We start from the raw sequence: 19,023 nt of genomic DNA on the forward strand, positions 1-19,023 counted from the left end.
GTCGTCGGGGTCGGCCTCCAGTGTTGGCGCGACCCGCTGCCCTCCCTCCGCCCCGCGCCCGAATTGCGGCGCGGTTCGCTGGAGGGGACGCTCGAACGGACCCCCACGGAGCTGTCACGGGTCCGGCGGGACCGGTCGAGAGGTGGCGTGCATGAAGGCGATCACGGTGGTGCCCGGTGATCCGGGCCAGGTGCGGGTCGGCGAGGTGCCCGACCCGGCGGAGGACGAGGGTGCGCTGCTGGTCGAGGGGCGGCTGCTCGGGATCTGCGGTACGGACGTCGACATCGTCCAGCAGGGCTACGGCAGCCTGCCGCCGGGGCGTGACCGGCTGGTGGTCGGGCACGAGTCGCTGGGCGTGGTGGTCGACGCACCCGTGGCCGGTGGATTCGCCGTCGGCGACCTCGTCGCGGGCATCGTGCGGCGGCCTGACCCGGTGCCGTGCGAACCCTGCTCGCACGGCGAGTGGGACTTCTGCCGCAACGGGCGGTACACCGAACGCGGCATCAAGGAGCGGGACGGCTACGGCTCACAGTACTGGCGTATCGAGCCCGACTACGCGATCCGCCTCGACCCCGGTGTGGGGGACCACGGTGTGCTGCTGGAGCCCACGTCCGTGCTGGCCAAGGCGTGGGAGCAGACCGACCGCATCTTCGCCCGCGCCTCATGGCGGCCCCGGACGGCCCTGGTGACCGGGGCGGGCCCGATCGGACTGCTGGCAGCGCTGCTGGGCGTACAGCGCGGCCTGGACGTCCACGTCCTGGACATCAACGACAAGGGGCCCAAGTCGCAGCTGGTCGGCGACCTCGGCGCCACCTTCCACACCGGTGACGTCAAGGACACGGGGATCAGCCCTGACGTCGTCATCGAGTGCACGGGACACGGCCCCCTGGTCTTCGAGCTGGTGGACATCGTCACTCCCAACTCCGTCATCTGCCTGACGGGCATGTCGGCGGGCTCCTCGCCCGTGCCCCTCGGCACGGATGAACTGAACGAGAAGATGGTCCTGGACAACACGGTCATGTTCGGCACGGTCAACGCCGCACGCCGCCACTACGAACAGGCCGCCACGGCCCTGTCCAGCGCCGACGGCGGCTGGCTCGACGGCCTCATCACGCGGCGCGTTCCGATGGACGAGTACCCCGACGCGCTCCACAAGACCGAGGACGACATCAAGGTCGTCGTCGACCTCCGCGGGTGAGCGCGGCCCCGGGAGCGGAACGGCCCGCGCGGGGGAGGTCAGCCGGGTCGGCTGCGGACTCCCGGCTCCTGGCTCCCGGCGACGGGCTATGGCTCCTGGCTACGGCCCCTGGCCATGGCTACGGGCTACGGCTCCGGCAGGGGAACGGTGAGGCCGGTCTTGACCGGTTCGAGCACCGGCAGGGTCTCGTAGCGGCGCACGTTCTCGTCGTTCATGAACAGCCCGTCCGACAGCGCGCGGCATGCCGCGAGGCTCTCGGTGACCAGCACGACGACGTAGTCCCACGGTCCGGCCAGGTCGTAGCACTGCTGCACATGCGGCTCGGCCAGCATGCGGGTGCGGAACGCGGCGTGGTGCTCGGAGGATTCGCGTTCGAGGGTCACCAGGACCACGGCCAGCGTGGCGGCGCCGAGCGCCGTCGGGTCGAGCACGGCGACCTCGCGCGCGATCACACCGGCGGCGCGGTAGCCCCGGATGCGGCGCTGGACCGCGCTGGGTGACAGGCCCACGTGGTCACCCAGTTCCCGCAGCGTGCGCCCGGCGTCCTCCTGGAGGAGCCGCAGCAGTTGGTGGTCGAGGGAGTCGGGGACGAAGGGCGACGGCTTGGGCACGCAACAATTTTGCGTGGCGGCGGCAAAACTTTCAATCGCGATCACCGCCCTCCGCTCTACGGTGAGCTGACCTGCGCATCCGCCCCTGTCGGAAGGCTCACACATGCACGGCACGAACCTCGGCCACGGTAGGAACCCCGATCACGGCATGGACCCGGACCACGGCACGGATCCGGACCACGGCACGGATCCGGGCCACGGCATGGACCTCGATCTCGACCGGATCGCGGAAGCTTCGCGGCTGATCGACCCGGTGTTCCTCAACTCGCCGCAGTACGCCGACGAACAGCTCTGCGCCGCGCTCGGCAAACGGGTCCTGGTCAAGATCGAAACGCTGAATCCGCTGCGTAGCTTCAAGGGCCGGGGCATGGACCTGCTGGCCCGCGAGTTCGACCGTGGCACCCGCCTGGTGTGCGAGTCGACCGGGAACTTCGGCCAGGCCGTCGGCTACGCGGCTGCCCGGCACGGCCTGAGCGCCGAGGTGTTCGTACCCGAGGGAATCAGCCCCGTGAAGCTGACCAGGATGGCCTCCCTCGGCGCACACGTGCACGAGATCGGCGGCGGCCGTGCCGAGGAGGCCGCCCGCGAGTACGCCGCCGCGCACAAGGACAGCGTCTTCATCGAGGACGGCAGGCACCCGCGTATCGCGGAGGGCGCGGGAACCATCGGCGTCGAACTGCTCACCGCGGGCCCGATCGACACGGTGGTGCTGCCGGTCGGTGACGGCGCGCTGATCACCGGCGTAGCCCGCTGGTTCAAGGAGCACGCTCCGCACACCCGCGTCGTCGGCGTCTGCGCCAAGGGTGCGCCGAGCATGGTGGACAGCTGGCGGTCCGACCGGGTGCTCCCGACCGAAGGCGCCGACACCTTCGCCGAGGGCATCGCGATCAGCTCACCGATCCCCGAATCCGTCGACCGTATGCGCCTGTTGGTGGACGACATGGTGGTCGTGGACGACGCGGACATGCTGGCGGCGATGCGGACCGCGCTGACGACCCTCGGGGTGCTGCCTGAACCCGCGGGCGCCGCCGGACTGGCCGCCATCGCCACCCACGACCTGCCGGGCGAGGTGCTGGCGACCGTCGTCACCGGGGCCAACGTGTCACCCGGCCTCTTCGGCGACGTACTGGTTTCCGGCTAGGGCTCCAGCGGGGGAACGGGGCATGATGCCTGGTCAGCCCCGGTCTCGGCACATGAGTGGTCACCGGCGACGAGCGGTCGGCGTCCAGGGGCCGGGCCCGGGGCGGGGCGAGTCAGCATGACAAACTGATCAACATGACTGGCGAGTACAAAAGCGATCCCGCACCGGCTTCCGGGGCGGACGCGCACGGTTTCGCTCCAGGTGCCCACGAGGTGCCCGGACCGGATCTGACCTCGCTGCGCCCCGGCGCGCAGCGCATGAGCGACTATCGGAAGCTGGGTCTGTGGCGGGACGGAACCGTCCTGGACGACCTGCGGCGGTGGCGTGACGAGACGCCCGACCGTACGGCGATATCGGCCCGGGCCACCGGCCATGACGCGGGGGACCACCATGTGACCTACCGCGAATACGCCCGGCACGTCGAGCGGTTCGCGGCAGCCCTGCACGCGCTGGGTGTCCGCCCCGGCCAGGTGGTGGCGGTGCAGCTGCCGAACTGGTGGCAGGTCAACGTGCTCGCGCTGGCCTGCGCCAGAGTGGGAGCGGTCTTCGCGCCCGTCATGATGACCATCCGTTCCCGCGAACTGGAACGGATACTGGACCGGCTCCGCGTCGGCGTCCTGGTGACGACGGACGTCTGGGAAGGCTACGAACACGCGGCGGCTGTCGCCGCCATGGCGCCCCGGCTGCCCGCTCTGCGGCACCGGGCCGTGCTCGGCGCCCGCGTCGCCGGCGACGAGACAGACTTCGCCCGGTACTTCCAGGACACGCCCTGGGAGACGACGCACCCGATGCCGCTGGACGAGGCCGAGGAAGACCCCGACCGCGTCGCCTACGTGATGTTCACGTCCGGCACGTCGGGCGAGCCCAAGGGCATCCTGCACAGCTTCAATACGATCCACTCCTCGCTCGTCTTCAACACGGCGGAGGCCGGCTTCCCCGGCCAGGACCTGTGCGACTCCGAGGACACGTTCTTCACGCCGCACTCCCTGAACCACATCGTGGGGCTGGGCGCGAACATCCTCCTGCCGCTCCTTGTGGGCGGCACGTCCGCGATGCTGGACACCTGGGAACCGGGCAACGCGCTGGCGTGGATGGAGGAGACGAGGACCACGCTGATGGGCGGCGCTCCCGTATTCATCTCCGAACTCCTCGCCGCCTCAGCGGAAAGCGGCCGGAGCCTGCCCACCCTGCGCTTCGTACGCTGCGGCGCCGCTCCCGTCCCGCACCGGCTTTCCGCCGAGGTCCGCGCGGGCTTCGGGGTGCCGCTGCACACGGGCTGGGGCATGACCGAGATCATGATGGGCACCCTCACCGGCCCCGAAGACCCCGAGGGATGGGCGGCGCACAGCGACGGAAGGCCCGTACCCGGCATCGAGATCGACCTGCGCGCCGAGGGGGAGATCGACAGCGAGAACCCTGGCCGGCTCCACGTACGCGGCGCCGGTCTCTGCCTGGCCACCCTGGGCAGGGACAGCGGTGAACTCGTCGTCATGGAGGGGCAGAACGGGGGCTGGTACGACACCGGGGACTACGCGGTTCCGGACGGGCGCGGCGGCATTCACCTGGCAGGGCGGGTGTCCGACCGGATCGGCGGCGTGTTCATGATCCCCGCGCTCGATGTCGAGGACACCCTGCGCACGCACCCCGCCGTGCGGGACATCGCCCTCGTCGGCTATCCGGACGGTACGCCGGGCGGCGAACTGGCCTGCGCCGTGGTCGTGCGGGCGGACGGGACGCCGCCGCCCACCCTCGAAGACCTCCGGGCACACCTCATCGCGGAGGGCATGACGGAGTGGTACCAGCCCAGCCGCATCGAAACCGTGCCGGACCTGCCCCGCACGGCGACAGGCAAGGTGCGCAAGGAACTGCTCCGGCGCTGGCTGCGCGGTGAGGCGCAGCTCGAAAACTAGGACCTGCCGCCGAAGTCGACCGTCCGTCGCACGGCTCCCGCGAAACCGTTCCCGTCCGCGCGGGCCCGGTGTCACACCCGTGGGTGCTCGGTGTTCCGGAGCCTGCGGCGGAGGGTCGCGGCGAAGTCCTCGGCGGCGAGGAGCTGTGCGCGCAGCGTCTCGCAGCGTGCGTCGGCGACCTTGCGGTAGGAGTCGAGGCGCCCGCGCAGGTGCTCGCGCCCGGCTCCCGTCGCGCTGCCCTCGCCGACCTGCATCTGCCGCTCAGCCATCTTCGCGCCTGCTCCTTCTGTGTTCCGCCGCTGTGTTCCGCCGCTGTGTTCGCCGCGTCCGGACGTCTGGACGCCTCCTCCGTCGCGGCGCTGGACGCCGTCGGGACCAAGTATGCCGAGCGCGGCAAGAAGGTCACCCTCGTCGGCCTGAACGGGCCCAGCGCGCAGATGCACGACAAACTCGCCGGTCAGCTCACCGGCGGCCACTGAAACCGCTGCGCGGCCCCGCGTCTCCGGGTGCCACCCGCCGACCCCCGTGCCCTCCTCGGGTTCGAACGGAGGGCCGGTTAAGGTGACGTCAGTTCTCCGGCAGGGCGGCGTAAGGGAAGTGGCGAGGAATGGCTGGCGGCCCGATGCGCTTCCCGTGGCTGCGCTCCCACCCCGCGAGGGTGACCGTGCTGGCCTTCGCGGCGGCGGCGCTGCTGGGCGCCGCGCTGCTGGCGCTGCCCTGGGCCACACCGGGCGGGTCCGCGACCGGTCTGGTCACCGCGCTGTTCACGGCGGTCTCCGCCGTGTGTGTGACCGGGCTCGTGACCGTCGACACGGGTACCTACTGGTCGGCCTTCGGTGAGGGCGTCATCCTCGGTCTGATCCAGATCGGCGGCTTCGGCATCATGACGCTGGCGTCGCTGCTGGCCCTGCTGATGTCCGGAAGGCTGCGGCTGCGCATGCAGTTGACCGCGCAGGTCGAGACGAAGACGCTCGGCATCGGCGAGGTCCGGCGCGTTCTGCTGGGGGTCGCGGGTACCACGCTGATCGTGGAGCTGACCGTGGCGGCCCTGTTGGCCCTGCGCTTCCGCTTCGGGCACGGCATGCCCATCGGGGAGGCCGTGCACCAGGCGGTCTTCCACGCCGTCTCCGCGTTCAACAACGCGGGATTCGGGCTCCGCGCCGACAGCTTGACGCGCTACGTGCACGACCCGTGGGTGCAACTGCCCATCGCAGCCGCCGTGATCCTCGGCGGGCTGGGCTTCCCGGTCCTGCTGGAACTGCTCCGCCACCGCACCCGCTCCCGCGGACCGCGGCGCTGGTCGCTGCACACCAAGCTCACGCTGCTCACCACCGTCGGACTCCTGCTGACCGGCACGGTGCTGACCTGCCTGCTGGAGTGGCGGAACGGCGCGACCCTGGGCCCGCTGGACACGGGCCACAAGCTGCTGAACGGGTTCTTCCACTCCGCCATGAGCCGTACGGCGGGCTTCAACGCGCTCGACATCGGACAGATGGAGCCAGCCACGCTGCTCAGCACCTGCGCCCTGATGTTCGTCGGCGGCGGAAGCGCCGGCACGGCGGGCGGCATCAAGGTCACGACCTTCGCCGTGCTCGCCGCCGCGATCGTCGCCGAGGTGCGCGGCGAGCCGTCCTCACGGGCGCTGGGCAGGACGCTCGCACCGCATGTACTGCGACAGGCGCTGACCGTGGTCCTGCTGGGCGTCGGCCTGGTGACAGCGGCGACGCTCGCACTGCTGACGCTGGTCAAGGCACCGATGGAGTACGTGCTGTTCGAGGCGGTCTCCGCCTTCGGCACCGTCGGGTTGTCGGCCGGCATCACCCCCGACCTGGGCACCCCCGGCGAACTCATCGTCATCGTGCTCATGTTCGTCGGCAGGCTCGGGCCCGTGACCCTGGTGTCGGCCCTCGCCCTGCGCCAGCGGACCCGCCGCTACGAACTGCCCGAGGAACGACCGATCATCGGCTGACGAGACACACGGTGACCCCCATGAGCAACTACCTGCACTCCCTCAACCGGCGACGCCTCCGCAAACGGTCCGGCGACCAGGCCGGCCAGGCCGACCAGCGCGGGTCCCGCAGCCCCCACGACCAGCGGATCGCGGTCATCGGCCTGGGCCGGTTCGGCGGCTCCCTGGCGACCGAACTGATGCGCCGCGACTGGGACGTGCTCGGCCTGGACGAGAGCGCCCGCCTCGTCCAGCGGTACGCCGACGCCCTCACCCACGCCGCCGTGGCCGACTGCACCGACCCGGAGGCGCTCCGCCAACTCGGGGTGCACGAACTGTCCAGCGCGGTCGTCGGCATCGGCACCGACATGGAGGCGAGCATCCTGGTCACCTCCAACCTGCTGGAGGCCGGGGTTCCCAACATCTGGGCCAAGGCCGTCAGCAGGCAGCACGGCAAGATCCTGGAGCGCCTGGGCGCACACCATGTCGTGCTGCCCGAACATGAGATGGGTGAGCGCGTCGCTCACCTCGTGACCGGCAGGATGCTGGACTTCATCGAGTTCGACGACGACTACGCGCTGGTCAAGACCGTCGTACCGGAGAGCGCCACCGGCGTGCCGCTGGGCGAGAGCCGTGTCCGCACCCGGCACGGCGTCACGGTCGTCGGCATCAAACGGCCGGGCCACGCCTTCACCTACGCGACGGCCGAGACCGTGGTCGAAAAGGGCGATGTCGTCGTGGTCACAGGCCGCACCCGAGCGGTCGAGGCGTTCGCCAACCTCGCCTGACCCCGCCTCCCGCACGCCACTCCCGCGGGGGCGGCTCAGCGGAGGTGTACCGGCAGCGACTCGATGCCGTAGACGATCGACAGCTTGCGGAAGGCCAGGTCCTGGGGCGGCGTCGCCAGGCGCATCGCGGGGAAGCGGCGGGTCAGGGCGGGATAGGCGGTGCGCAGTTCCATGCGGGCCAGTTCGGCGCCGATGCAGCGGTGGATCCCGTAGCCGAAGGCCAGGTGCCCCGGTGCGCCGCGGTGCGGGTCGAAGTGCCCGCCGTCCGCGGTGTAAGCGGGGTCGCGGTTGGCGCTGCTGAGGGAGCACAGGACCATGTCGCCCCGGGGGATGACCTGTCCGGCTATTTCGAAGTCCTCGCGGGCGAAGCGGGGGAAGGCCAGCTGTACGGCGGTGAGATAGCGCAGCACCTCGTCGACGAAGGGCGCCGCCATCGCGTCGTCGGTCCGCACGCTCTCGAAGACGTCCGGGTTCCGCAGCAGCACGAGGGAGCCGAGCGCGAGGGTGCTGGCGGTCGTCTCGAACCCGCCGGTCAGGACGCCGTCGGCGAGCCCCGCGAGTTCCTCGTCGTCGACGTCGTCGCCGTGCTCGCGCACGATCATGCCCAGCAGGCCGTCGCCCGGCTCCGCACGCTGCTTCCTGACGATGTCCCGGAAGTAGGTGAGCGATTCCGACATGGCGCCGAAAGGGGCGTTCGTCCCGGCGAAGAGGTCGAAGCGGTCCATGGCCAGCTGCTGGAAACCGTGGCGGTCCTCGTAGGGCACGCCGAGGAGTTCGCAGATCGTCAGGGAGGGGATGGGCAGCGCGAACTCCCGCACCAGATCGACCGGTCCCTCCTGGCCCTCCATCGCGTCGAGGCGCTCCTCGACGATGTCCTCGATACGGGGAACGAGCCGCCGCAGCCGGCGCATGGTGAACTCGGGGGTGAGGATGCGGCGCAGCCTGGTGTGCGCCGGGGGATCGCTGAACCCGAGCCCGCCGGGACTCTGTTCGGCCGTGATCCCGGCCTTCGCCGCGAGATGGGCGAAGTCGGTACTGAAGGCTTCGGCAGCGCCCAGCACCGCCTTCGCCTCCTCGTAACCGGTGACCACCCAGGCGTTCACGCCGAACGGCAGCCGCACCTTGGAGACCGGTGCCTTCGCCTGAGTTCTGTCCAGCCTGTCCACGGGGTCGAGTCCGTCCCTGCGCAGCAGCATCAGCAGGTCGGCGGGGAGGAGCTTGACCGTGGAGGACCCGATCCCACGCTGTTGAATCCTGGACAGGTAGGTGCGCCCGAGCCGGGCGGTGATACGGGAACGGATCGTCGTCCTCAACGTGCACTCCGGAAGTTGCGTGCGCCTTCCGCCCACGGCTCTGTGCGTCGAGCCGGGGCGGAAGGCGCGTGTGGATTGTCTGGCGCGTGCCACCACCGTTTGCGACGAGTGGGGTCGCGTCCCGGTTGCAGGCACCGGGCTCACGCTGGAGGCACACGATTACGGTTGGGCACAGTGTGGCTGTTCGCCGTTCTCCGATGCCAGCACGGGCCGAGTACGGGGGCACCCGTCCGCGCTGACGTGCGCCTACTGCGCTGGCCGAGCGCCTGCCACGCCGCTCTGCCGCGCCCACCGAGCGCCTGCCGACGACCCGTACGAGATCGCGCGGGCGGAACAACCGGCTCCAGCGACCCGACGCCTGCACCCGGCTCGGCGTCCCCGTCGGGTCAACGGCAAGGCCCCCATGTGCCCGGGCGACTTGGGGGTCACTGTCCGGCGAAGGCCACCGAAGCCCACCGAAGGCCGCTGATCCGGGGGGATTTGACGTGATCAGTGGCGTGGGGTGGGTCACACTTGCCCACCGTGCTTGAGCTGTGCGCGCCAATCCGACAGGGTTTCGATCGAGTTCCGCAGTGGATCTCTCCCGCACTCTCACACGGAGGCTTTCCGGCATGGCACACCACGTGGCCCGTTCCCAGAAACGCCGGATATCGCTGGCAGTCGGCGCCGCCCTCGCCGTCGCCGGCGGGGCGACGCTGCTGACGCTTCCCGCGGGCGCTGCCCCCGCCGAAGGAACGGTGTACGCGGCCGGTGCGAAGGGCGCCGTCAAGGGCAGCTACGTCGTGATGCTCAAGGAGAGCCCTGGTCGGCACGCCTCGGCCGTGGGCGTCGATCTCGCCAAGGAGTACGGCGGCAAGGTCAGACGCACCTACGGGTCCGCCGTCAACGGCTTCTCCGCCACCGGGCTTTCCGCGGCCGAGGCACGCCGTCTGGCGGCCGACGGAAAGGTGGACAAGGTCGTCCAGAACCAGCGCTTCCGTGCCACCGGGACCCAGAAGAACCCGCCCTCCTGGGGCCTGGACCGTATCGACCAGGCCGGTACGAAGGGCGACAAGAAGTACACGTACCCGGACGGAGGCGGTGCGGGCGTCACCGCGTACGTCCTCGACACCGGGGTCCGCATCGGCCACAAGGACTTCGGCGGACGCGCCTCCTACGGCTACGACGCCGTCGACGACGACAGCACGGCGCAGGACGGCAACGGGCACGGCACCCATGTCGCGGGCACCGTCGCCGGAGCGAAGTACGGCGTGGCCAAAAAGGCGAAGATCGTCGCGGTCCGTGTGCTCGACAACGACTCCTGGGGCACCACCGAGCAGATCGTCGGCGGCGTCGACTGGGTCACCAAGAACCACAAGGGCCCCTCGGTCGCCAACATGAGCCTCGGCGGCGAGCAGAACATCGCGATGGACGAGGCGGTGAAGCGGTCCATCGCCGCCGGTGTGACCTACGCGATCTCGGCGGGCAACGACACCCAGGACGCCACCAAGGCGAGCCCCGCGCGGGTGCCCGAGGCGATCACGGTCGCGGCGAGCGACGTGGCCGACAACCAGGCGGCGTTCTCCAACTTCGGCAAGCGCGTGGACCTGTACGGACCGGGCGTGGACATCGTCTCCGCGAGCAACAAGAGCGACACGGCCACCACCACCATGTCCGGTACGTCCATGGCGGCCCCGCATGTCACGGGCGCAGCGGCGCTGTACGTCGCCGCGCACAAGAAGGCGACACCGCGGCAGGTCTCGGCGGCACTGGTGAAGGGCGCGACCTCGGGCGCCATCGCTGACGCGACCGGAGGTACGCCGAACGAACTGCTCCGGGTCCCGAAGTGACACCGGGCCGTGCCACCCGCTCCCGCTACCGGCGCTCACCGCGCGCCCGGCACACCTCACGCTCTGAGGCTCTCTTCCGCTTCTGAGGGCCCCTTCCGCTTCCGAGGCTCCCGTCGGCCCCACCGAGAGATTTGTTCCGTCCAGGGTTAATTTGGTGGGGCCGGTCATGTCAGAGCGTAAGGAGGTCGCCATGGGTGACGAGAGCGCCATGGACAAGATCAAGGGCAAGGCCAAGGAAATGATGGGCAAGGCCAAGGGCGACCAGCGGCAGGAGTCCGAGGGCCGGACGGACCAGGCGAAGGGCAAGGCCAAGGGGTCCATGGAAGGAGCCAAGGACCGCGCCGAAGGGATGAAGGACTCCCTCCGCAAGCCCGACGACCAATAGCCCGCGGTCCGGTGGCCCGGCCCCCCCGCTCGCTGCCTCGCCCGCCCGCGACGCCGGCCCGCGTCTTTCGCCCCGCGGCGTTCGCCCGCTTCTCCGTTCCCAGCGTCACGCGCCACGGGGAGCGGGCCCAACCTGCCGCCGGGGCACGGGAGTTGACCCCGAGCGCGGGCCGGTGTGCGGGCCGGTGCGCGGCCCGTGAGTGGCCCGTGCGGGCTCAGTCGCGGAACGAGCCGTCGGCGCGGCGTGCGTGCCGGGAGAGTACGTGGCCGCACTGGGGGCAGTGGCGCCGTACGGCGCGCTTGGCCAGGTAGGCGATGCCGAGTGTGCACAGGTACAGCACACCGACCACGATCGCCTGCGCCAGCGTGCCCAGGCCGGACTTGGTGCAGGTCGAACAGTCGCGGCAGCCGCTTGCCATGGGGGTCTCCTCGTTTCGTGCGTTCCGCGTTCGTACGCGGACGTTCGCGTTCGTACACGGGGCAGGACGCCAACGGCGGGGGAGAGGATGACAGCTGACGCCCGGGGATACGGGCCCGGGACGCGGCTGTGACGGGGCGGAGACAGACCCGGCCGGTGAGCGCCGCACTGCCCGGGAGGGCGCCGGACGGGTGAACCGCGGTCGGCGGACGAGTCGTTGGCCGGCCACCAGGTACGCATCCGACATGACCAGAGAGACCACCGAGCGGACCACCGAGTGCCTCAACCGGAACCGCTTCGCGCGCGGCGCCCTCGCCGTGGCCCTCGCCACGGGGATGCTGGCCCTCGCGGTGCCCGCCGTCGCCGCGCCCTGCGAACCCGCCAGGCCCTGCCCGACGGGCCGCTATTGGGAGCCGAACAACAAGGCGTGCGTGCCCATGTCGCCGCCCGTGCACCGGTACTGACACGGGGCGGGCCCTGGAAGTGCGGCGCCGCGGTCCCGCCGCCGGAACGGGCCGCCGCTTCGTCGGCTGAACGGGCCGCCCCGCCCCCGCCACCTGGGGAGAGGGGGAGGGGCGGCCCGGGTCAGAAGGGCGCTGCGCCGTTTCCGATGATCCGCGCTGACCCCTCCTTGCTGCCCCAGCCGACCAGGGCCTCGCTCTCCCCGCCGTTCGGCAGCCGCACCATGACCGTGTGCTCGACGAGTCCTTCGAGGTCCTGTCCGGCCTGGGCCTCCAAGGTGCCGCCCCACTCCTCCTGCTCGCCACTGCGGTCGACGGTCAGGTCGGCCATCATCTCGGTCTCGACGCCCTCGAAGACCATCAGTGCCGGTCCTTCGTAGTTCCGCATTCTCTACCTCCGTCACGACGGTCACGCCGCCGGACGGCGCGCATGATCTCCAGCCCCCAGCCTGCGCGGGCAGCGGCGCCCGCGCATCCCGTACACGCCCGTCGCGTGACATGTGGTCAGTCCGGACGCACTTCGTTCCTGTCGCCGGCCCACAGCGTGTGGAACGTGCCCTCGCGGTCGGTGCGCTCATACGTGTGGGCGCCGAAGTAGTCGCGCTGGCCCTGGGTGAGCGCGGCGGGAAGGCGGTCGGCGCGCAGCCCGTCGTAGTAGGCCAGGGCGCCGGACATACCGGGGGCCGGCACACCGTGCCGCACCGCCGCCGTCACCGTCGCGCGCCAGCCGTCCTGCGCCTCGCCCAGCTCCCTCGCGAACTCCGGGTCGGCCAGCAGCGTGGGCAGGCCGGGGTTGCCGGCGAAGGCCGAGCGGATGCGGTCGAGGAAGGCGGCCCGGATGATGCAGCCCGCGCGCCAGATGGCGGCGACCGAGGACAGGTCGATGTCCCAGTCGTACTCCTCACTGCCCGCGCGGATCATGTCCCAGCCCTGCGCGTAGGAGATGACCTTCGACGCGTACAGCGACTGTTCGACCTGGTCGGCGAAGCGGGCGGCCTCCTCGGGCGACATGGCCCCCGAGCGCGCTTCCCCGTCCCCCGGACCCGGCAGCGAAGCGGCTGCTGACCGCAGCTCCGTATGACCCGACAGGGAGCGCGCGAAGACGGCCTCGGCGATTCCCGGTACGGGCAGCCCCAGGCCGAGCGCCGTCTGTACGGTCCAGCGCCCTGTGCCCTTCTGCTCGGCACGGTCGGCGACGATGTCCACGAAGGGTTTGCCGGTGTCCGCGTCCTTATGGGTGAGGACCTCGGCGGTGATCTCGATCAGATACGAATCCAGGCGGCCCTGGTTCCAGCTTCGGAAGATCCTGGCGATCTCCTCGGGGGAGAACCCGGCGGCCCGCCGGAGCAGGTCGTACGCCTCCGCGATGAGCTGCATGTCGGCGTACTCGATGCCGTTGTGCACCATCTTCACGAAGTGCCCCGCGCCGTCGGGCCCCACGTGGGTGGTGCAGGGGGAGCCGTCGGGCGCGCGTGCCGCGATCCGCTCCAGCATCGGGCCCAGCGACGCGTACGACTCGGCCGAGCCACCCGGCATGATGCTCGGCCCCAGCAGCGCGCCCTCCTCTCCGCCGGAGACGCCGGTACCGACGAAGTGGATGCCGCGCTCCCGCAGTGCCGCCTCGCGGCGGCGGGTGTCCTCGAAGTGCGCGTTGCCCCCGTCGATGATCACGTCACCCGGCTCGGCCAGCTCGGCGAACTCCTCGATCACCGCGTCCGTCGGCGCTCCCGCCTTCACCATGACCATCAGGCACCTGGGCCGCTCCAGCGCGGCGACGAACTCCTCCGCCGAGGCGGCGGGCACGAAGGTCCCCTCCTCGCCGAACTGGTCCACCAGCTCCTGGGTCCGCGCGTACGTACGGTTGTGCACCGCCACGGTGTAGCCGTTGCGCGCGAAGTTACGGGCGAGGTTCCGCCCCATGACGGCCAATCCGGTGACACCGATCTGAGCCGAAGCGTTCATGGTTACCCTTCCGTGCTGCCTGCCTGCTGTGTGCCTGCTGACTGCCTGTTTACTGCCTGCCTGCGTGCTGCCTTCGCGTACGGGCCCTGATGCCCGCCCCTCCTGATGATCTCGCGGCGCGGAGTTCCCGGCGCGTCGCCCCCCCCGGCGACGCCCTCGCGCTCGGCTCGTGCGCCGCACCCGGGGTCCGATCCCGGCCCGCTCGTCCACCATCTCGGGGAAGTTCGGGCAGGCCGCCAGTTCGTCGTGGGGCGCCGGGGGCAGAGCGCTACTTGGCGTCGGCGTAGCACTCCACGACGGCCGTGGTGAACGCGAAGCGCACGGGAGTGCGGCCGAAGGCGGCCTCTCCGGCCTGGTCGGCGGCGGTGCGTATCGCCTCGGCCACCTTTTCCGCCTCTGCCGCGGGGCAGTGCACGATGACCTCGTCGTGCTGGAAGAACACCAACTCGGCCTCCAGCCCCCGCAGTCGCTGCCGCAGTGCGGCCAGCATCAGGACGGCCCAGTCGGCCGCGCTGCCCTGGACCACGAAGTTCCGTGTGAAGCGGCCCCGCGCGCGGGCAGCGGCGCCGGCGTTTCCCTGGCTTCCCCGCTTCTCCTCGTCGTCGTTCGCCTCGCCGGGAACGTCCGGCCCCCCGTCGCCTTCACGGTCCTCGCCCCCGGCGGGTGGGCAGGTGCGGCCCAGGTGTGTGCGTACCAGGCGGCCTTCTTCCCCCGCGCGTGCCGCGTCGTCCACATACGCGACGGCCGCGGGGAAGCGTCTTCGCAGCGCGGCCAGGTTCTTGAGCCCTTCACCGCTGGTCTGGCCGTAAATGGCGCCCAGCAGCGCCAGCTTGGCCTGGGCGCGGTCGCCGGAGAAGGCGCGCTCCGACAGCGCCGTGTACAGGTCGCCTCCGCTGCCCGCGACCGTCATCAGGCCGGGGTCGCGGGAGACGGCGGCGAGCACACGCGGCTCCATCTGGTCGGCGTCGGCCACCACGAGCCGCCAGCCGGGATCGGCGACGACGGCGCGGCGTACGACCTTCGGGATCTGGAGGGCCCCGCCTCCGTTGGTCGTCCACCGCCCGGAGGCAGCGCCGCCCGGGACGTACTCGGCACGGAAGCGGCCGTTCCGCACCCACGTGCGCAGCCAGGTCCAGCCGTGCGCCGTGTACAGCCTGTAGAGCTTCTTGTACTGGAGCAGCGGTTCGACCGCCGGGTGGTCCACCTTCTCCAGCTCCCACGCGCGCGTGGAGGAGAGGCGGACCCCTGCGCGTGCGAAGGCGTGCAGCACCTCGGCCGGAAGGTCGGGGCGCACCCGCGAGCCGGGCCCGAAGGCGTGCGACACCTCCTCCTCCAGCTCCACCAGGCGCCGGGGCAGCCCGCTGCCCGCGTACCGCTCGCCCAGCAGCTCCACCAGCAGCTCGCGGTGGGTGTCAGCGCTCCACGGCACGCCTGCCCCCGTCATCTCGGCCGCCACCAGCGTGCCCGCCGACTCGCCTGCCAGCAGCAGCCGCATCCGCTCGGGGTGCTCGGCGCGCTCCGTGCGCGCCAGTTGGGCGGCGTACACCTCCAGCAGGGCCTCCAGCGGGTCCACGCCGTCAGGCAACGGCACGGGCCCCGCCTCGAACAGCGAAGGCTGCGGATCGCCGTCGCGCGGTGTGAGCGCACGGTCCTCCGGTTCGGGCAGGCCCCGCAGCCGGGCCCATGCGGCGGGCAGCGAGCGCGGCTGGCCCGCAGCGCCCTCGTGCCCGAGCAGCAGCGCCTCGGACGCCTCGATGTCGTAGCACCGCTCCACCCACAGCCCGGCCGCGAGCAGCTCCGGGTGCACGGCGGCTGTCGAGCGCCACACCCAGCGCGTCACCCCGGGCCGCGCCCTCACGGCAGCGGCAGCCGACTCCTCGGTGCGTACGGGGCCTGCGGCCCGGCCGCGCGCGTCCACGGGGCAGACCCGCACCCGCCCGTCGTCGAGCGAGGCCAGCGCCCATCTGCCGCCCGTGACGGGTCCGGCCACCACCTCATCCATGCCCGCGAGTCTGCCACCGGCCTCTGACAGTCCGGCCGGCGTACGGAACCCTGGCCGCGCCGCCCGTATGCCGTGCGGGCACGTCGTTCACGCGGCCGTGCCCACCGCGTGCCGCTCCTCGTCCTCCAGGGTGCGCCAGTGCCGGTCAGGGAGGCCGACGAGCCCGTACAGCCACCGCACGGGGGTGCGCCGCGGCAACAGCGCGAGCCAGGCGCCGACCGCGAAGAGGCCGAGCCCTGGGCCCCAGCCGAGCGCCCGTACCAGCACGCTCGCCAGCACGGCGCCGAGCAGCGGCAGCCCGTACACCCCGGCGGCTGCGACGGTCACCGCCAGCATTCGCGGGACCCGGCGTGCGGCATCGGCGCCCGGCAGGGCCCAGCCCTCCACCAGCCAGCCGACCTCGGCGAGCAGCAGGGTGCCGAGCACCGCGGCGCCGAGGACGAGCAGCGCGAGGAAGGTTCCGGAGGTGAGGAATTCCAGCGCGTTGTTGATCACGCTGTCGCGGGGCCAGCCGGCCAGTTCGGGCCGCCCTGTGCTGAGGAACCGCCGGTACCCGGAGCCGTCCCAGCCGTGCACCAGGGTGCCGAACAGCAGGAAGTGGGCGCCGACGGCGAGCAGGAACGCCCAGTAGGCCATGCCCATCAGGCACAGGGCCTGCGCCAGCAGGAAGCCGATGAGGGCGCCGACGACCACACCGCCCGCGTACAGCAGTACGAAGCCGGCCCACACACCGTCGTGCGCGTCAGCGGCGTGCATGGTCGCCCACGACGGGTTCTGCCACAGCAGGAACAGGCCCGTCGGCGCCATCAGCACCCCGGCGAACAGCGCGGTCAGGCACAGGTACGGGTTGGCCGCCCTGCTGCCCGCGCGCCACTTGAGCAGCCCGCCCGGCGCTGTACCCGTGAAGCGGCGCCAGTGCTGCAACTGCCGCGCGGCCGAAACGGCGAACGTGGCGCCGGTGCCGAACGCCCAGAACAGCACGGCCTGGAGAGGTATCACGTCGCGGCCCCCTCGGCAGCCGCACCGGGTCCCGCGCCCAGCGTCAGCCCGTCGACGGTGATGACGTCCGAGGTCACCAGGGCCTGTTCGGCCTCCACCTGTGTCATGAAGACGAACGGCGGCACGACGGGCGGAACGGGCAGCGACTCGGGCGTGAAGGTCAGACAGAGCAGCCCTTCAAGGCAGCCGCTGAACTTCGTGAGGTAGAGCGTCACTTGACCGCTGAGGTGGAGCGAGTCGGCCCCGAGGGACATGTTCTCGCCCCGGTCACGGGTGCGCAGCCTGTAGTCGGTGAGAGAGGCCGCCTTCATCCGCAGGACCATCACCTTCAACGGCCCCCTGCTGGTCGCCACTTCACGCACCCCCGCGAGAGTGAACCCCTCGGGTGCGAACAGCGTGGTCGTGACGGTGGGCGGGGTGTCCGGCACCTCTACGGGTGCGCCGGGCGCCGCTGCTGGGCCGCCGGGCGCCAACGCCTGAGCGTGGGGCACCTCCACAGGAGCGCCCGGCCCCGCTGATGGCGCGGTGCCGCGCGGTTGCGCGTGCGGCTGTGCGTGTGACGGGGTGCCGGCGCCGCCCAGCGCGGCCAGCAGGACCACGGGGAGCGCCACGGCGAGGGTCCGCTGCCCCGGTGGACCGCCACCTGGCTCGCCGCCCGCGTTCCCCGCACCACCTGGGCTGCCCGAGCCCTGGCTCCCGCCCGAGTCCAGGCTCCCGCCCTGGCCGGGGGGCAGCGGCCGGTCGGGAGTCGCCTCCCGACCGGGGGCGGCCTCGGCGGCCTCGCCCCGGCGGCCCTCCTCGCTCTCCCGGTCCTCCGCCCGCTCCAGAGGCGTCCAGCCGAACCCGAGCGCGCTGCCCGCGATGCCCAGCAGCATGCCGACCAGGAAGCCGCCCAGGTTGGTCGCGGCGAACGAAAGCACCGACAGGAGCAGTGCGTTGATGCTCACGTAGTGGCGCGTATGGGGTGCCAGCCACAGGAAGAGGCCCGCCACGGTGAGCGCCAGTCCGATGCCGATCGCCGCGAGGCCGCCGAGGCCCAGGCTGACGAGCACGGTCAGGGGCGAGAGCGGTACGGCGACGAGTTCCAGACCGCCGAGTATCAGCAGCAGCCCTCCCCAGAAGGGCCGTCTGCGCCGCCAGTCGCGCAGCGCGCGGCGCAGCTCGGGCTGGGGCAGCCGCCGGTCGAGCCACGCGCCGGGCCCGGTCAGCTCGCCGGGCCCGCGTGGCCGCGCCGGCCCGTTCAGAAGCACTGTTTTCCGCCCAGGCTCACATTGAGCTTGAGCCCCCTGAGACGGAAGTTGCCGCCCGTGGCCGACCACGCCTTGGACTTCACTCCGGCGACGGAGATGTCACCGGCCTGGAGCCCGAACTTGCCGCGCTCGCCCTTGACCCCCGGCACGGCGTCGAGCCGGGAGGCGTCGCGCCCGATCTCGGCCGTACCGAAGCGCGCGTCGCCGACGAGGTCCTCGGTGTCGATGACCAGGTTGCTCGCGGTGACCTTGCCCGCGTCCCCGCCCGCCTGGAGCTTGAAGACAACGGTGCCCAGGGGCGTGGGCACGCGCGCCGACTGGCAGATGCTGTCCAGCTCGGCACGGTCAAGGCCGAGCAGTGCCACGGGGTGTCCCTTGCCGTCGACGGAGCGGTCGACGTTGACGTGTGAGGCGAGCCCCTTGCTGGACAGCTTGCCCGAGGAGACCTGGAAGCTGGTGCCCGAGACCGCGAAGGAGGCGGCCAGTGCGCCTTCGGCCATCACGGAGGCCAGTGCGCCGACCGCCAGCACGGCGGGCAGTGCCACGACGGCCGACTTCTTCCACGCGGTTCTGCCCTCGGGCAGCGGCCTGCGCGTACGGCGCGCACGGGCTCTGCCCGGGTTGCTGCTGCCTGTTCCTTTTCTGCTCCCGTTCATGACTTACTCCTCGATCGCCGTGGATGCAGTGCGAAGGTGCGAGGGGTACGAGAGGTGCGAGAAGTGCGGAACGTGCGGTTCTATGGGGAAGCCCGAGCACCTGGGTGAGGGGCTGTCATACTGCGTTCATCCCATGGCACTTGGAGACTAGGG

19 protein-coding genes are annotated in these 19,023 nt (G+C 71.6%); 9 read left to right on the forward strand and 10 right to left on the reverse strand.

Annotated elements, in window-relative coordinates:
* The first annotated feature begins 151 nt into the window (after positions 1–151).
* Positions 152–1,198 carry a glucose 1-dehydrogenase gene (locus NMN56_RS04920; RefSeq protein WP_274039133.1) on the forward strand — a complete coding sequence of 349 codons (1,047 nt, stop codon included), beginning with the start codon at positions 152–154 and terminating at the stop codon, positions 1,196–1,198.
* Between the two features lie 125 nt (positions 1,199–1,323).
* On the opposite strand, the gene NMN56_RS04925 is transcribed toward NMN56_RS04920, so the two are convergent.
* Complete coding sequence (locus tag NMN56_RS04925) at positions 1,324–1,809, reverse strand: Lrp/AsnC family transcriptional regulator (protein WP_280842598.1); 486 nt, start codon at positions 1,807–1,809, stop codon at positions 1,324–1,326.
* A 103-nt stretch (positions 1,810–1,912) separates the two neighbouring features.
* Here NMN56_RS04925 and NMN56_RS04930 point away from each other — a divergent pair, with 103 nt between their 5' ends.
* Both NMN56_RS04930 and NMN56_RS04935 read left to right on the forward strand, forming a co-directional pair.
* Positions 1,913–2,950 carry a threonine ammonia-lyase gene (locus NMN56_RS04930; RefSeq protein ID WP_274039136.1) on the forward strand — a complete coding sequence of 346 codons (1,038 nt, stop codon included), beginning with the start codon at positions 1,913–1,915 and terminating at the stop codon, positions 2,948–2,950.
* Between the two features lie 134 nt (positions 2,951–3,084).
* Positions 3,085–4,860, forward strand: coding sequence for an AMP-binding protein (locus NMN56_RS04935; RefSeq protein WP_274039137.1), 1,776 nt, complete (start codon positions 3,085–3,087; stop codon positions 4,858–4,860).
* A 71-nt stretch (positions 4,861–4,931) separates the two neighbouring features.
* Here the strand turns inward: NMN56_RS04935 and NMN56_RS04940 are convergent, their stop codons facing one another.
* Positions 4,932–5,129 carry a hypothetical protein gene (locus tag NMN56_RS04940; protein ID WP_274039138.1) on the reverse strand — a complete coding sequence of 66 codons (198 nt, stop codon included), beginning with the start codon at positions 5,127–5,129 and terminating at the stop codon, positions 4,932–4,934.
* Positions 5,130–5,174: 45 nt separating this feature from the next.
* Here NMN56_RS04940 and NMN56_RS04945 point away from each other — a divergent pair, with 45 nt between their 5' ends.
* The 3 genes from NMN56_RS04945 (at position 5,175) to NMN56_RS04955 (ending at position 7,596) form a co-directional block, all read left to right on the forward strand.
* Complete coding sequence (locus NMN56_RS04945; RefSeq protein WP_274039139.1) at positions 5,175–5,339, forward strand: hypothetical protein; 165 nt, start codon at positions 5,175–5,177, stop codon at positions 5,337–5,339.
* Between the two features lie 128 nt (positions 5,340–5,467).
* Complete coding sequence (locus tag NMN56_RS04950; RefSeq protein WP_274039140.1) at positions 5,468–6,829, forward strand: TrkH family potassium uptake protein; 1,362 nt, start codon at positions 5,468–5,470, stop codon at positions 6,827–6,829.
* 20 nt (positions 6,830–6,849) lie between these two features.
* Positions 6,850–7,596 (forward strand): potassium channel family protein, encoded by a 747-nt coding sequence (locus NMN56_RS04955; RefSeq protein ID WP_274039141.1) that lies wholly within the window; start codon positions 6,850–6,852, stop codon positions 7,594–7,596.
* A 35-nt stretch (positions 7,597–7,631) separates the two neighbouring features.
* Here NMN56_RS04955 and NMN56_RS04960 read toward each other — a convergent pair whose 3' ends face one another.
* Positions 7,632–8,792 (reverse strand): cytochrome P450, encoded by a 1,161-nt coding sequence (locus NMN56_RS04960; RefSeq protein WP_430542477.1) that lies wholly within the window; start codon positions 8,790–8,792, stop codon positions 7,632–7,634.
* 728 nt (positions 8,793–9,520) lie between these two features.
* Between NMN56_RS04960 and NMN56_RS04965 the strand changes: the two genes are divergently transcribed.
* Positions 9,521–10,738: a S8 family peptidase gene (locus NMN56_RS04965; RefSeq protein WP_274039143.1), complete on the forward strand. Its 1,218-nt coding sequence runs from the start codon at positions 9,521–9,523 to the stop codon at positions 10,736–10,738.
* A 190-nt stretch (positions 10,739–10,928) separates the two neighbouring features.
* The gene (locus NMN56_RS04970) at positions 10,929–11,123 is read left to right on the forward strand and encodes a CsbD family protein (protein ID WP_274039369.1); all 195 of its coding nucleotides are present in this window, start codon (positions 10,929–10,931) and stop codon (positions 11,121–11,123) included.
* A 214-nt stretch (positions 11,124–11,337) separates the two neighbouring features.
* Here NMN56_RS04970 and NMN56_RS04975 read toward each other — a convergent pair whose 3' ends face one another.
* Complete coding sequence (locus NMN56_RS04975; RefSeq protein ID WP_274039144.1) at positions 11,338–11,541, reverse strand: hypothetical protein; 204 nt, start codon at positions 11,539–11,541, stop codon at positions 11,338–11,340.
* 244 nt (positions 11,542–11,785) lie between these two features.
* Here NMN56_RS04975 and NMN56_RS04980 point away from each other — a divergent pair, with 244 nt between their 5' ends.
* Complete coding sequence (locus tag NMN56_RS04980; protein ID WP_274039145.1) at positions 11,786–12,004, forward strand: hypothetical protein; 219 nt, start codon at positions 11,786–11,788, stop codon at positions 12,002–12,004.
* A 121-nt stretch (positions 12,005–12,125) separates the two neighbouring features.
* Here NMN56_RS04980 and NMN56_RS04985 read toward each other — a convergent pair whose 3' ends face one another.
* The 6 genes from NMN56_RS04985 to NMN56_RS05010 form a co-directional block, all read right to left on the reverse strand.
* The gene (locus NMN56_RS04985; RefSeq protein WP_274039146.1) at positions 12,126–12,389 is read right to left on the reverse strand and encodes a hypothetical protein; all 264 of its coding nucleotides are present in this window, start codon (positions 12,387–12,389) and stop codon (positions 12,126–12,128) included.
* A gap of 116 nt (positions 12,390–12,505) precedes the next feature.
* Positions 12,506–13,963, reverse strand: coding sequence for an NADP-dependent phosphogluconate dehydrogenase (gene gndA / locus NMN56_RS04990; protein ID WP_274039147.1), 1,458 nt, complete (start codon positions 13,961–13,963; stop codon positions 12,506–12,508).
* A 268-nt stretch (positions 13,964–14,231) separates the two neighbouring features.
* On the reverse strand, positions 14,232–15,965 hold the full coding sequence (locus NMN56_RS04995) for a bifunctional 3'-5' exonuclease/DNA polymerase (protein ID WP_274039148.1): 1,734 nt from the start codon (positions 15,963–15,965) through the stop codon (positions 14,232–14,234).
* Between the two features lie 87 nt (positions 15,966–16,052).
* Complete coding sequence (locus NMN56_RS05000) at positions 16,053–16,964, reverse strand: hypothetical protein (RefSeq protein ID WP_274039149.1); 912 nt, start codon at positions 16,962–16,964, stop codon at positions 16,053–16,055.
* Complete coding sequence (locus tag NMN56_RS05005) at positions 16,961–18,214, reverse strand: DUF6114 domain-containing protein (RefSeq protein ID WP_274039150.1); 1,254 nt, start codon at positions 18,212–18,214, stop codon at positions 16,961–16,963. Before NMN56_RS05005 ends, NMN56_RS05000 begins: the two co-directional genes overlap by 4 nt.
* A complete protein-coding gene (locus NMN56_RS05010; protein ID WP_274039151.1) occupies positions 18,205–18,870 on the reverse strand; it encodes a DUF6230 family protein in 666 nt (221 codons plus the stop codon). The genes NMN56_RS05005 and NMN56_RS05010 overlap by 10 nt, the downstream gene beginning before the upstream one ends.
* Positions 18,871–19,023: the final 153 nt, after the last annotated feature.

The sequence above is a fragment of the Streptomyces iconiensis genome (assembly GCF_028657195.3).
Taxonomy (GTDB): Bacteria; Actinomycetota; Actinomycetes; order Streptomycetales; family Streptomycetaceae; genus Streptomyces; species Streptomyces iconiensis.